Genomic DNA, 14,728 nt, shown 5'->3' with positions numbered 1-14,728 from the left:
CGAGAAGGGAGACTCCTCAGGTCTCCCTCCTCGATCAGCCTTGTCTTCTCATCGTAGCTTAGAAGCAGCTCCGCTACAACCTTTTGGAAGCCATTATCATTTTTTCATAGCGTCATAGGCATCCTGATGGATCTGCACGTATTTCTTCAAATTCATCTTCTCCAGCGTCTTCAGATAGCTGTCCCACTCTTTCGTAATATCGACATCCCCGATCACGAACCGCGCAAACATTTCCATGACGTAGTCATTGATGGTCTTGGTCAGATCGGCCAGCTCGCTCGCTTGCTGCTCGTTGAAGAAGAGCGGCGGCACAATCGTCTCGAGAGGCTGCTTGAACGGCTCCATCGCACGTTTCGTCTCTCGGTACAGCAGCACCTGGTCGAGGTTGTTCTCCATGTCCGCGAGCTCGCCGCCCCAAAATTCCGAGCTGCGAAACGAGATGCCCCGCTGCTGCCAAGTGATGTTCTGCACGGCGGCATTCATATTCTGGATGCGCTCCCAGAGCGCAGGCTTGCCATTCATGCCGAGCTTGCCGCTTTCCTTCCCTCCGAGCCATTTCCAATGGACGCCTTCCTGCCCAAAGACGCTGCGCAGCGTGGCATCCTGCTCATACAAGCCGTCGGCCCAGCGCATGGAAATTTCGGGATGTTTGTTCGCGTTCGTAATGATGAAGTTCGCCCATTGTCCGTTTGGCACCGGATACGGGTTCCAGGCCGCATTGCGAAGACCGTTCGGGCCCTTCAGTGGCTCCATCGCGACATAATCGGCCCACCGGGTATCCTTGCCGTGAACGTCGGTCATGAATACGCCCGCCCCGGAAGCCTCCACGGAGCCTACGACGATCTCATTGTTTTTGATCGTCAGCGATTTCAGCTGATTGGCGTCCATCGTGAAGCTCTCCGGCGCAATGAGCCCTTCCTTGTAAAGCTTGTGAATGTATTCAATCCCCATCTTCCACTCCGGCTTGTTGAAGGCGGTGTCGATTTTCCCGTTCTTCAGCTCAAGCTTATCGGTGATATACTTATTCGAATACGTGAAGGCATTCATCAGGAAGTTCTCCAAGCCCCCGCCGGTCGCGCGCGGCGTCGTCGCCAGCGGAATCTCGTCGGCCTTGCCGTTGCCGTTCGGGTCCTTCGTCTTGAACGCTTTCAGCACCTCGTAATATTCGTCCGTCGTAGTCGGCATCTTCAGCCCCAGCTTATCCAGCCAAGGCTTGTAAATCCAGGATCTGAAGTTCATCGAGCAGTGATAGCAGTCGTTCACTTGAGGCAGGCCAAATATCTGCCCCCCCGGCAACGTACTCGCTGCCTTGATTTGAGGCATTTCGCCGAACATCTTTTTCGTATTTGGTCCATACTTCTCGATCAGCGGCGCGAGATCCATGAAGATTCCCTGCTCGCCGTAGATCATCTCCTGGGCCGGCGTCACGGTGAAGCCGAAGATGATATCGGGCAGCTCGCCGCTCGCCAGCACGAGGTTCAGCTTTTGCTCGGCGTTCTCTTGCGGTGCAACCTCCCAATCCACATGGATATTGGTCCGCTCCTCGTACCATTTCGTAAATTCGTTCGTGTTGTAATCTTCGACCCGCGAATGGCCGACAATGAGCCCTTTGAGCGTGATCTTCTCCTTGACGATCGGATACGTGCCGGGAGCCGTCTGATTTTCGCTGTTGGCAGACTCGTCGGATGGTGCATTCGGGTCCTCGTTTTTGGAACAGGCGGCGAGCGTCATGGTCCCCGCCATAATCAGACTTAAGAGGAGAATGGACAACTTTTTCATACTAGCACCCCTTTTATATTTCAAAATGGATTATCCTTTCAAAGAACCGATCATAACCCCTTTGACGAAAAATTGCTGCACAAACGGATACAAAATAAGTACGGGCAAGGAAGACACGACGATCAGAGCGTATTTCAACAGCCCATGGAGCTTGACCAGCTCTTCGGCGTCCTTCCCCGAAAACGCGGAGGTGTCCACCTCATTTTGGATTAATATTTCTCGAAGAACAATCTGGAGCGGATACAGCTGTTGATCCCTCAAATAAAGCAGCGCTTGAAAATATTGATTCCAATGCCCCACCGCGTAAAAAAGGGAAAGCACGGCGATAATCGGGCCGGAGAGCGGCAGGACAATGCTCCGGACGAAGCGGAAATCGTTGCAGCCGTCCAGCTGGGACGCTTCCAGCAGCTCGTGAGGAATCTGGCTTTGAAAAAAAGTGCGCGCGATGATCATGTTCCAGACCGCCATGGCTCCGGGCAGCAGCAGCGCCCAACGGGTGTCGAGCAGGCCCAAGTCTTTGACGAGCAAATAGGTCGGGATCATCCCTCCGCTGAATAGCATCGTAAACACGAACAGCAGCATGAGCACATTGCGCGGCGCGAAGTCTTTCCTGGACATCGGGTAGGCCGCCAGGACCGTCATGCACACATTGATCAGCGTTCCGACCCCCATGTAGAACAACGAATTCAGAAAGCCGCTTAGGACCCGTTTGTGCGCGAATACCGAGCGGTACCCGTCCAGATTGAGGCCGACCGGCCAGAGCCACATTTGGCCGGATGCGACCGCGTCGGGATCGCTGAAGGAAGCGCTTACGACATAGAGAAGCGGATAGAGCACCAGCACGAACAACAGGGTGAGCAGCCCATACGCCGTGATCGTATAGACCCGGTCCTGGAAAGACTGATGTACGAAACGAACCTTCAACGCCAATCCTCCTTTACCATAACCCCGATTGTCCCGCCAGCTTGGCTAGCTTGTTGACGACGATCATCAGCACCAGACCGATCACCGCCTTGAAGAAGCCAATCGCCGAGGCATACGAATAGTTGAGTACTTGCGAGGTTAAGCCGACTTTGTATACATACGTGTCGATCACTTCCGAGGCACGCAGGTTCAACGAGTTCTGCAGCAGCAGCACTTTCTCGAACCCCGTGTCGAGTATATGGCCCATATTCAGGATGAGCAAGGTGACGGCAATCGGCATAATGCCCGGCACATCAATATAGCGCATCCGCTGCAGCTTGTTCGCCCCGTCCATAACCGCCGCCTCGTGCAAGGCGGGATCGATCGCGGTCAGCGCCGCCAGATAGATGATGCAGGAGAAGCCCATGTTTTGCCAAATATCGGACCATACGTAAATGTGCTTGAAATAATCGGGAATCGCGATGAAATTAATCTGCTCCAGCCCCAGCAAATCGCGGGCGACATTAATGAAGCCGGTTCTCGGCGACAGAAACTGCATGACGATGCCGACCATTACGACGGTCGAGATGAAATGGGGGGCGTACGTGACCATCTGCACCGTTTTTTTGAACCACTTGATTCTAATGTCGTTCAGCACCAAGGCCAGGAGGATCGGGAACGGGAACCCGACGAACAGGTTGTACAAGCTCAGCAGGATCGTATTTTTCATCACCCGGTTGAAATCGTACGAATGGAAAAATCGAAGGAAATGCTTGAATCCCACCCAATCGCTCCCATGGATCCCTTTGGTGACGACATAGTTCTTGAAAGCGATCTGCGCCCCGTACATGGGAACATACTTGAAAAGGATGAGGTAAATCAACGGCAGCAGCATGAGCACGTACAATCTCCACCCTTTCCGGGCTCCGATCAGGAATGACCGCAGGCTCGCCGCCGACCGCATCGGAACAGTAGTACGGGCCAGCTTCCTCTCCTCCCTTCAGAAATCGAACTCTCCGGATTACCCCCATCTTAGGCGCCTTAAGGAAAGGATGTAAATATGAAATAACATGCATCATCCGCTCTACATAAGAAAATGGAAGCCACGCCGCATCGCTCGCGATGTGCCGATCGCAAAAGATGTGCCAAAGACCGGAATGCCCCCAGGCACGGGCGGATTGAAGTTATAAGAAAAACCTCTGGAGCAAAATCACTCCAGAGGTCCTTGGCGTAGGCGTTCAGTTAGGCGCGTGGGGCGGTTCCGACCGCTGTTGAAATTGGTTCGTTCGATGTTACTGTCAGCGAGTAGAACAAGATTTCAAGGGAGGCGGACGCTGACACTTCTCCACTCCCTCTGCCTGCCTTCTTTGCCCTTGTTTTGCTTTTTAGCGTTACGTTCTCCGTACGTTCATTGCCCGCTTTCGGCATGAGGGGGAATTTCTCCCCCTTTTCGATGGATAGGCCGCCGGATCGGCTCCATGTAGAGGAATTTCTCCCTCTTTTTCAATCGAAATCCGTCCAATCGGGGCTTTCGCTCGGAAGAGGGGGAGGTTTTCCCCTTGATGCCGACGGAAGTCGTAATATCGGCCCAATGAGAGGGAGTTTTTCCCTCTCACGTAAGCGCAAGTGAATACGGGCTGCCCCTCATGCCGCTCAGGGGCAGCGGGGCAGCGGGGCAGCGGGTCATCGGATTCCGTCACTCTAAGTAGGTAGGTGCCCAAGGCCCGTATTGCGGCGGAAAATAACTACACATTTGCAGTTATCGGTGCGAGATTCCAATCTTCCCGGCTCATTTTCCGATTTATCCAGCTCTCCTAGTCGCCTTACAAGTGAAGGAACATCCCGTAGGCGGTTCCACCCCAAAAAAGGGAACGCGTTCAGCGTCCCGCCCTTTCCACTTCCACTAGCCCGCCTCGCACTTGGACATGCAGCTGTCCTCGCGCCGTCGGAATCGTGAGCACCATGTCCGGTACATTCGGCGCTACGGCAGCATGGACCGTCATCTGCTCCCAGCCAGGCTCCGCCGGCTGCAGACCCAGGATGTCCTCGATCAGGATGCGGATCGGGGCGCTGGCCCAAGGGTGGCACAGGCTCGTGTTCCACTTCAGCTCCTTCGACCAGCTCTCGAAGCAGGTCGTCCCCCCTTCCCGCAGCATCTGCGTCCAATAGCCGTGGACCGTGAACGGTCCGGACGGACCAGGCAGCTCATGCGGCTCCTCGGTCACGAGCAGCGAATAAGCGAAAGCGTGCTCGCCGGCCCGCGCCATCGCCTTCAAGTAAAAATAGGCAAAATAGACGCCGCAGGCGAGCCGCTTGCCCTTCAAGAAGGACACGACCGATTCACGCCCGCCATCCGGCACCAGATCGAATAGAAGCGGCAGCGTGTTGCCATGCAGCGATGCGTGGCCGGAATGCTCCGCATCCCCGAACAGCCCAAGCGCCGGCCGCCAGAACGCGGCTTGGAAAGCGGTACGGACCGTGTCCCGGAGCCCAAGGGATGGTTGGCCCAACAGCTCGCGAATCGTATCGACGTCGCACAAGGCGCCATAATAGAACGCATTGACCACATTGTGGCACCCCGGGCCGATCGGCTTCGACAGCTCGAAGTCATAGCCGTCACGCTGGTTCGCCGGCCAGTCGACCAGATTCCACTGCTCCGTCACTTGCTCCAGCAGGCCGTCGGCCCTGCGGTAGCGGGCGAAGTAGTCGACGATCCCCTCTGCGACCGGAGCCATCTCCCGCAGGAAGTCAAGATCGCCGCTGTGCCGATAGTAGTCGAGCAGTTGTCGCGGATACAGCAAGGAGTAATCCGCGATCTCCTGCATGTAATGGCCGGGCGCGACGGCCATCATCCCTGGACAGATCGCCGTGCTCGCGGCAAAGTCCTCCAGCGCCTTGCGCACCATGCGCAGATCGCCGGTCAGCAGGAGATGGGAGAAGGCGGTGACGGTATTGTCGCCCAAGTACTGGCCCTTCTCCCGCGAAGGGCAGTCGGTATAATGCTCCTGTGTGCCATAGATGACGCCGTTCTTGCACAGCTCGATCACCCTGTTCAGCGTCTCGTCCGTGGAGGCGAAGCGCATCGCGTCTTCCGGGTACGGATAGTGCTGCACAATGGCCGCGAAGCTCTCCGGCTGCAGCGACTCCTCCGGTCCCGATACTTCCACATAACGGAATGCCTTGTATTCGAACGGCTCCAGCTCGTCGTCTCCACCGGACAGCGTCCATGTCTCCCGGTACACACAGTTGCAGCGCATCTCGTCGCGTACATCGAGGCTGCCCGCCTGCAGTTCTTCGCCGCAGCGAATCTCGAGCTGCTCTCCGGCGCGGCCGCGGGCCCGCATCGTGAAGGCGCCCGTCACCTCTTGGCCGAAATCGATCCAGTACCGGTTCGGGCCGCGTCTCACCACCTGCGCCGGAGCCCGGCGATAGACCGAGAGCGGAGGCGTCGGCTGCAGGACGAGACTGTGGTCGTCGTCCGGGCGCACGCCGGCGTATCCCCAGCCGGCGTCGTCATAGTCGGCCTCGCGCCAGCCGACCCGCTGCCGCCTCGCGTCGATGTGCTCTACGAACTGCGTCTCGTAGCCGAACGTGGTCGCATTGGGTCCAGCGTATTCCTCCGCCTCCGCGATGCGCCAGGTCCCATCCGTAGCGGCTAGGATGCGGCCATCCGCCGCCTTGAGCTCCGCCCACAAGCCTTGGCGGTAATCTCCGCTCGTATACGCCCGATTGACGAGCCCTTGATAATACACATGGACGGCGAGGACATTGACGCCCGACTTCAGATAGCCGGTCAGCTCCAATCGGTTGAAGTAGTGCCGGAAGTGGTACCCCTGAGCAGGGCCCTGGCCCACGAACGTTCCGTTCACATACAGCTTGTAATAATCGTCTGCCGTAATGTCCAGGAGGACCCCGTCCTTCAGCTCTTCGGCTGTCAGCGTGACCTTGTGACGGACAAGCATATGATGATTGCGCAGGTTCGGATCGTGAAGCTCGGGTCCTTTGGGGTCCAGCTCTCGGCCGAACCGATTGATCGGGGTCTTCCCCGCAAACCTCGGATCGCAGATCCAGCTTGCTCTCCGCTCTGGCATGACGGTCATTGTTCCTTCGCCTCCTGTTTCGTTACATAGCAATAAGTGCAAACGTGCATCTACTCCCGCACATCCGCCACCGAGCTCCGCTCCAGCAGCTCCGGCTGCAGGACGAGCAGCTGATCTGGCCGACCCCGGCCTTCCAGCTGCTCGATCAGCATGCTGCAGGCAAGCCGCCCCATCTCGTGGGTTGGCTGATACACGGTCGTGAGCGGCGGGGTGATCATCTGTCCGAAGTCGATGCCGTCGAAGCCGACGACCGACATCTCGTCCGGCACCCGAATCCCTCGCTCCGTCAACGCATGAATGACGCCGAAGGCCGTCATGTCGTTGCAGGCGAAGATCGCCGTCGGCGTCTCCCCCGATGGCTCGCTTTCCAGCAGCCGGGCGGTCAGCGCCTTGCCGTTCTCGAATTCGTACGAGCCGGAATAGCTCGTCCCAGGACCGTCCTCCACAACTTGCGGAGACAGGCCCGCTTCCCCCATCGCCTCCATGTAGCCGGCGTGAATGCTGCGGCGGCTTGGCCGGTCGAGCGGAGCCGTCACGTAAGCGATACGCCGGTGCCCACGCCCGATCAAGTACCGGGTCGCGAGCCGGCCGCCTTGCCGGTACTCGAAGTCGACCTGCCCGAGCCGCTCGCCCTCGAGCCGCTGGTCGACGGCGACCACATGCAGGCCTCGCTCGATGTACGGGCGGAGCAGCTCCTTCTCCCCGGAGATCGAGGAGATGACGAGCCCCCGCACCTGCTTCTCGAAGATCGCCTGGATGTATTTGCGCTCGAGCGCCGGATCCTGGAACGAATTGCACAGCAGCACCTGGTACTCGTGCTTGCGCGCCAGCTCCTCCACGCCCAGGATGATGGACGAGTAGAATTGATTCGTGATCGTCGGCACGATGATGCCAATCGTGCGGTTCGTGCGCGTCTTCAGCTGCTTGCCGAGCTGGTTCGGGATGTAGTTCGCTTCCTTCGCGATACGCAGGATTTTGTCGCGCAGGGCCGCGCTCACCGGGTAGCTGCTGTTGCTCAGCACCCGGGAGACGGTCGCGGAGGACACATTCGCCAGTCGGGCGATATCGTGAATCGTGATGGGCTTGTCCATAGGTACCTCGCCAATCCCGGTTCCGGTTCAGGAACCGAGTGATGCTTTTATTATACATGCCCCTCCAAGGGAATTGCGATAATGTCTTTACGGAAGCGTCACCGTCTGTTACACTTAGCTCGATTAATCGTTAACCTAAACTAGTAATTATGGTTAACAATTAAGTCGTGCATACAAGAGAATTCAACCTATGGCTGGTGATGAACATTCATTCCATGATGGAGAACGATCTGCATTGGAAGTCCTATGCCCAAAAAGCGCTGAAGGGCGAACGTCTGACGGTGGAAGAAGGGCTGTCCTTGCTGGAAGCCGACAACGACCAGGTCCTTTCACTGCTACAAGCCGCTTTCCAGGTAAGACAGCATTTTTACGGCAAAAAAGTGAAGCTGAATATGATCATCAACGCCAAAAGCGGACTGTGCCCCGAAGACTGCGGCTACTGCTCGCAATCCATTGTTTCGGCTGCGCCGATCGACAAGTATGCCCTGCTGGACAAAGATACGCTGTTAGCCGGGGCGCGCGAAGCGATTGCCCGCAAGGCAGGCACTTATTGCATCGTAGCTGCCGGGAAGGGCCCGACGGCCAAGGAGCTGGATCAAGTGGTGGAGGCGGTTAGAGAAATTCGCGGGACGATGCCGCTAAAGATCTGCGCCTGCCTGGGCATTCTGAAGGACGATCAAGCCGAACGTCTCGCCGAAGCAGGCGTTCACCGCTATAACCACAACTTGAATACAAGCAAAACCCATTACCCGTCCATCACCACGACCCATACATACGAGCAACGGGTAGAAACGGTGAAAAGGGTGAAAAAAAGCGGCATGTCCCCTTGTTCCGGAGTCATTATCGGCATGGGCGAGACAGACCGGGAGATCGTAGAAATGGCTTACGCGCTCCGGGAGCTCGATGCGGATTCGATTCCGATCAATTTCCTCCATGCGGTCCCAGGTACGCCGCTCGAACATGCAGGGCGCACGCCGGCTATGAAAGCGTTAAAGGTATTGGCTCTGTTCCGTTTCCTCTGTCCGTCCAAAGAAATCCGCGTGGCAGGAGGGCGCGAGGTCAACCTCCGTTCTCTGCAGCCCTTAGCGTTGTACGCGGCCAACTCGATCTTCGTGGGCGATTATTTAACGACGGCTGGCCAAGACGTGTCGGCCGACCATCAAATGATAGAAGACCTGGGCTTTGAAATTGAGGTCCATGCGTTATAAACGGTTAAGAAAAACCTGATTCGACCATCCTACTTAAGAAGGAGGTGAATCAGGTTATGGCCAAAGACGTATTGTGCGAGGTCAACAGCTGCAAGTATTGGGCCCCGGGCAACAACTGCAGCGCTTCTTCCATCTATGTCGTCAACAATCGCGGCAGAGATGCCCGCCATTCGGAAGAAACGGATTGCAAGACGTTTGAACCGAAGGTGTAAGAGTCTGAATTCCCGGAAGAAGCGGCTGCGCCACAGCCGCTTCTTGCTTTGTACGCCTAGTGTATCCAGCATTGAGAATGTTTATCACTCATACTTGAAATTTTTTGTAGCTTTTCCCCTTCTCCCGATGCTACGTCCTGCAACATTCCCCCTCCCCTCTGCGTCTGAACATTTGGTAAAGATTACATTCGACGTAGGAGGAGCCCATTATGCCATTCGCCAAAAAGACGGCCGTCTTCGCCCTCTCCACCGCCTTGCTGTTGTCCGCCGTCCCGTCCGCTTTCGCGGAGGACGCCCCTGCAAGCGCCGAAAGCTCCATGCCGGTACTGCCCACCAGTCTTCCAGCCGGTGATCTTCCCGTCAAGGGCGGCGGATCTTCGGATTCGACAGCTGCCGTGAATGCCAAGATCGGCAAAGATCGCGCGATCGAGCTGGCGCGCAGCGCCGTGTCGATTCCCGAAGCGTACACGCTCTCCGGGATCAGCTTCAACAGCATCTCGTACCAGAACGGCCGCGGCGCCTGGAACGTGCAATTCGAGAAGCGCGAGCAGAATCGGACGCTCGGCAGCATCAGCGCTACGATCGACGCCGATACGGGCAAACTACTGAACTATTACGGCTACGAGAACGATTCCGACCGAACGCCGACCTACCCGCCTAAGGTCGATTTCGCCGCCGCGAAGTCGATGGCCGAGGCGCTGTTGCACAAGATGAACCCCGAGGACGAAGCGAACGTCCGCTACAACGAGGAGTTCGAGAAGCAATTCAAGCAGCCGCTGAACGGCTCGGTCCGCTATCAAATTCGCTTCGACCGAACCGTGAACGGGATTCCGTTCCCGATGAACTACATTACGTTCACGATTGACGGAGAGGGACGATTCGCGGAATACGAGTATAAAATGAACGATGATGTCACATTCGGGGATCCACAAGGGACTTTGACGGCGGAAGAGGCTCTGAAGCAATATCGCGCGGTGAACCAGCCTAGCCTGCTCTACGTGCTCACCCATCCGAACCGTGACCAGAACACAGCCAAACCTTATCTTAGCTACGCGATGTCGTTCGGCATGCTGGACGCGAAGAACGGGAAGCTGCTCGATCCGGCGGGCCGGGAGCTGACGGCGGCGCCGTCGACCCGGCCAATCACGGATAAGCCGCTCGCCGACAAGCCGGCCGGCAATCAAAACTTGACACAAGAGCAAGCGGCGGCGAAGGTGACCGCCATCCTGCCTCTGCCCGCCGGCGCTGAGCTGCAGAATGCTTCCTATAACGAGAATGTCGACACCAAACTCGCGGGGAACAGCGGCTCCTCGTGGAATTTGACATGGAGAGTGCCGGCCGACAAGGATAAGGAAGCCTCGTACGTCCGGGCTAGCGTGAACAGCCAGACGGGCGAGCTGCTGAATTACAACAAGGACATGCCGTACTATTCCGAGAAGGACGCCGCCGCCGCTCCGATTGCAGTGGACTCGCTCGAGAAGGCGCAGGAAGCCGCCATCGCTTTCGTGAAGAAGGTGCTGCCGCACTACACAAGCGAATTGACGGTCGATACTAACAACCTGAACCCGTTCCCGGTCGATCAGCTGAAGCGGATGCGCACGATCAGCATTCCGTTCAAGCATCTGGTGAACGGGGTTCCGACGGATTTCGAATCGTTGTATGTCGGAGTGAATGTCTTCACAGGTGGAGTGGAGAGCTACTGGAGCAGCCTGTCCAGCCTAGCTATGCCAACTGAGTTGGGGCAGACGATCGACGGGGATAAGGCGGAAGACATCCTCCTCACCCAGTACACGCTCGAGAAGCGCTATACGCTGCCGAACGGGCTGCCGGGCTATGATCCGTACGGCAAGATGATGCCGATGCCTGTTCCTGCCGGTTCTACAGCCACCAAGGAACCTGCGAAGATCGTCTATGTGCCGGTGCCCAAAAACCCTTCGGAGTATGTCTTCCTCGACGCCCAGACCGGCGACTGGAGAAGCCACGAGACGGGAGCGGTTACGAGTCCGGATAAAGTCGTAGCGACGGACCTGGCGAACCATTGGGCGGCGAGGGAGCTGCAGCTCATGATCGATTACAAGGCGATCGACACGAAAGACGGCAAGGTGAACCCGGACCAGACGATCAAGCGCGGCGAGATGATCAAAATGCTCATTACCGCGATGAATGGCGGCTACTACACCGCCAGCTATTCCGCATCGCGTAAAGCTTCGTTCGCGGACGTCGCGAACGGCTCGGAGTACTTCGCGTATGTAGAGTCCGCGGTAGACGCCAATCTGATCGACCGCAGCTCCACGACGTTCAACCCCGAAGGCAGCATGACGCGCGAAGAGATGGCCGAACTGCTCGTACGAGCGCTTGGCTACAGCAAGCTGGCCGATACGCCGGGGCTGTTCAACCTGAACGTAGCGGACGCGGCTTCGATCCAGCACAAAGGGCAAGTCGCCATTATCGTCAGCCTTGGCATCATGAGCGCTACCGACGGCAACTTCCTGCCGGCTGCGGAAGTTACCCGGGCGCAGGCGGCAACCGCGTTCTTCCGCTACCTGGAGAAGCGCGCCGCGCTTCAGGATACTCCGATTCGCAACTATTGAGCGAACTCCATTCACATCCAACACCCCATTCCGCTGCCTCGAGCGGATTGGGGTGTTTGTTATTGGTGCGAAACGGGATTCTCGCGTTTTCTGGTTCCTATTTATTATTATAAGGAACCTGAAAATCCCGGACCACCTATGACATTTCTGTCCCCATTTTCCCCTATCATTCGACAAAAACCCTTGGTTTAAACCACTCCATCAGTAATTACCTCTCCATCATTAATATTTTCGCCCTTCAGAGAAAAGAACCAGTTGACAAAAATTAAAGCGTTTTCTAAAATGAGCTTGAATAAATGAAGAACCAGTAAAGAACCAGAAACAAACAAGAAAGGAGGCTCGGCTCGCTGAATCAAACACCTCATTACGCCCCACACCCCTTTGTTGCCCCACCGAAAAACGAATGAATTTGCGGAGGATGGTTGCGATGAAAACCAAATTCGGACTGATTACGATGACCGTACTGGTTTCAATCCTGGTTTCGGCCTGCGGAGGTCAAGCTACACCGGCGGAGCCCACACCGACAGCCGAAAACAAACCGAAAGAACCTTACACGATGACCATATTCGGGGGCGGCGTAACCCCTGCGGAGTTCGATGAACGGTTCCGGGAAGTGCTGAAGCAGAAGTTCCCTCACATCACAGTGGAATACATACAGAATGCCAAAGGGACGACGATGGCCGAGCTGGTCGCCGCCGGCAACGTTCCCGATCTGATCCGCACCGATGTCCCTACCCTCTACTCCGGCTACCTGGATTTTGACTTAGGCGTGGATTTGAAACCCTACATCGAGAAGTACAAATACGATTTGAGCCGGTTCAACCCGGTATTCATGAACGAGATTGTCGATGCCGGAAGGAGCGGAGCGATTTACGGCCTGCCGGTGCCGCCCTATTTTCCCCAAGCGCTCTACTACAACAAGGACATCTTCGATAAATTCGGCGTTCCCTACCCGAAAGACGGCATGACGTGGGACCAAGTGTACGAGCTCGCCCAAAAACTGACCCGGGTCGACGGCGGCACTGTCTACCGCGGCTTCAGCTCCAATCCGGTCAACATGCTGCGCGACAACGCCTACTCCCTCCCCATTCTGGACCCGAACGCCGATCAGTTGGCCGATAGTGAGAAATGGAAATCCCTGTTCACCAACTTCAAACGCTTTTATGACATCTCGAACAATAAGATTGAGAAAACCGCCACGCTGGAGGGCGCGGCCTTCGGCAAAGGCAATGTCGCCATGATGGCCAACCAGCACAGCGTCTACCTGACGATCCCTCCTGAAGTGAATTGGGACCTGGTCTCCTACCCGATTATGGAAGGGGCGCCGAAGCTGATGCCGCAGCGCGGTCCGGCCTATTGGTCCATCTCCAAGTCCAGCAAGCACAAGGACGACGCGTTCGACATGATCCGGGCGATGCTCGCCGACGAAGTGCAGATGGAGGACTCCAAGCGGGGCATCCCGACGACGCTCAACCGGAAGGACATCAAGGATGCTTTGGGCAAAAGCCACCCGATCTACAGCACCAAAAACATGAACGCCATCAATCACTACGATCCGGTTCCTTATACCCCGAAGCGCAAAGCCGGGTTGCCGGACGTGGCCGGCGCGACCCAGCAATCGTTGCTAAGCCAAGCCTTCATCGATGTCGCCTCCGGCACGACGACGGATATCAATACCGCCTTGCGCCAATTGGATGAGAAACTGAAGGCCGAGCTGATGAAGCAGCAAAACAAGTAATCGAAGTCGAACGAATATCGCACCGGTAACCGGATAGAGACGAGAGGGAGAGAAGTATGGGAATGACTATCGCAGTATTGCCGGAGCCCCGGGTTCAGGCGCGCCTCTTCGGCGAGCGCCATTGGCGGCAGTTGGAGCAGATCGGGACCGTTGTTCGCAACGAGCAGGACGGCCCCCCGCAGCCCGCCGCGCTTAGAGCGCTCGTGGAAGGGGCGGACTTCGCCATCACGTCCTGGGGCTGCCCCCCGCTTACGCAAGACGTGCTGGGTCCGGCGCCTGCCCTGCAGGCGGTCATTCACGCGGCCGGCACGGTGAAGGGCCTCGTTACGCCGGCCCTCTGGGAGCGCGGGATTCGCGTCTCCAGCGGATACGGGCAGCTCGGCATCGGCGTCGCCGAGACGGCGCTCGGGCTTACGATCGCTTCGTTGAAAAACATGTGGGCGCTCACCCAATCGACCCGAAGCGGAGCGTGGAGTCCAGGCAAGGAGAAGGTGCGGGAATTGTACGAAGTGACCGTAGGGGTCGTCGGGGCAGGCAAAGCCGGCAGTCATTACATCCGGCTGCTGCGCAACTTTCAGCTCGACATCCTCCTTTACGACCCGTTCGTCTCCTCTGAACGGGCCGCCGCTATGGGAGCGGTCAAAACGGAGCTGGACGATCTCCTGAGCAAGAGCGACGTCGTGTCCATCCACGCCCCTTCCCTGCCGGAGACTCACAAGATGATGAACCGGGAGCGGCTCGCCCTGATGAAGGACGACGCCATCCTCATCAATACTGCGCGCGGATCGATCGTGGACGAGCAAGCGCTCGTCGAGGAACTGCGCAAAGGCCGGCTGTTCGCCTGCCTGGACGTGACAGATCCGGAGCCTCCGGCGGCCGATCACCCTTTGCGCGGGTTGCCGAACTGCATCTTGACACCGCATATTGCCGGAGCCGTCAATAACGGCGTGAAGCGCCTCGGACAATTCGCCATCGACGAGGTGAAGCGCCTCCTGGCAGGCGAAGCGTTGGAAGGCGAAGTCCGGGCGGAACAATTAAGTACGCTCGCTTAAACGTTGCACATTCCGATGTTCCGATGTCACCATTTAATGTTCTTATTTCGATGT

At 57.1% G+C, this 14,728-nt stretch carries 10 protein-coding genes; 5 read left to right on the top strand and 5 right to left on the bottom strand.

The window, feature by feature from the left end; genetic code table 11:
• Positions 1 to 96: 96 nt before the first annotated feature.
• The 5 genes from ACI5FR_RS06575 to ACI5FR_RS06555 form a co-directional block, all read right to left on the bottom strand.
• Entirely contained in the window at positions 97 to 1,779 is a 1,683-nt protein-coding gene (locus ACI5FR_RS06575; protein ID WP_405451947.1) for an ABC transporter substrate-binding protein, read from the bottom strand.
• 30 nt (positions 1,780 to 1,809) lie between these two features.
• Complete coding sequence (locus ACI5FR_RS06570; protein WP_405451944.1) at positions 1,810 to 2,703, bottom strand: carbohydrate ABC transporter permease; 894 nt, start codon at positions 2,701 to 2,703, stop codon at positions 1,810 to 1,812.
• A 13-nt stretch (positions 2,704 to 2,716) separates the two neighbouring features.
• Complete coding sequence (locus ACI5FR_RS06565) at positions 2,717 to 3,577, bottom strand: ABC transporter permease (RefSeq protein WP_405451941.1); 861 nt, start codon at positions 3,575 to 3,577, stop codon at positions 2,717 to 2,719.
• Positions 3,578 to 4,559: 982 nt separating this feature from the next.
• Complete coding sequence (locus tag ACI5FR_RS06560; RefSeq protein WP_405451939.1) at positions 4,560 to 6,782, bottom strand: family 78 glycoside hydrolase catalytic domain; 2,223 nt, start codon at positions 6,780 to 6,782, stop codon at positions 4,560 to 4,562.
• Positions 6,783 to 6,832: 50 nt separating this feature from the next.
• A complete protein-coding gene (locus ACI5FR_RS06555; protein ID WP_405451936.1) occupies positions 6,833 to 7,873 on the bottom strand; it encodes a LacI family DNA-binding transcriptional regulator in 1,041 nt (346 codons plus the stop codon).
• Positions 7,874 to 8,088: 215 nt separating this feature from the next.
• On the opposite strand from ACI5FR_RS06555, the gene bioB reads away from it, so the two are divergent.
• The 5 genes from bioB to ACI5FR_RS06530 all read left to right on the top strand — a co-directional run bounded on the left by bioB (position 8,089) and on the right by ACI5FR_RS06530 (position 14,674).
• Positions 8,089 to 9,081 carry a biotin synthase BioB gene (gene bioB, locus ACI5FR_RS06550; RefSeq protein WP_405452234.1) on the top strand — a complete coding sequence of 331 codons (993 nt, stop codon included), beginning with the start codon at positions 8,089 to 8,091 and terminating at the stop codon, positions 9,079 to 9,081.
• Between the two features lie 56 nt (positions 9,082 to 9,137).
• Complete coding sequence (locus ACI5FR_RS06545; RefSeq protein WP_405451933.1) at positions 9,138 to 9,293, top strand: DUF1540 domain-containing protein; 156 nt, start codon at positions 9,138 to 9,140, stop codon at positions 9,291 to 9,293.
• 209 nt (positions 9,294 to 9,502) lie between these two features.
• Positions 9,503 to 11,884 carry an S-layer homology domain-containing protein gene (locus ACI5FR_RS06540; RefSeq protein WP_405451930.1) on the top strand — a complete coding sequence of 794 codons (2,382 nt, stop codon included), beginning with the start codon at positions 9,503 to 9,505 and terminating at the stop codon, positions 11,882 to 11,884.
• A 427-nt stretch (positions 11,885 to 12,311) separates the two neighbouring features.
• A complete protein-coding gene (locus ACI5FR_RS06535; RefSeq protein ID WP_405451927.1) occupies positions 12,312 to 13,622 on the top strand; it encodes an ABC transporter substrate-binding protein in 1,311 nt (436 codons plus the stop codon).
• 62 nt (positions 13,623 to 13,684) lie between these two features.
• Entirely contained in the window at positions 13,685 to 14,674 is a 990-nt protein-coding gene (locus ACI5FR_RS06530; protein ID WP_405451924.1) for a hydroxyacid dehydrogenase, read from the top strand.
• Positions 14,675 to 14,728: the final 54 nt, after the last annotated feature.

The sequence above is a fragment of the Paenibacillus sp. HJGM_3 genome, assembly GCF_045062745.1.
GTDB lineage: Bacteria > Bacillota > Bacilli > Paenibacillales > NBRC-103111 > Paenibacillus_AA.
Note: the sequence above shows the minus strand (reverse complement) of the source record. Positions and strands in the feature narration are given on the sequence as shown.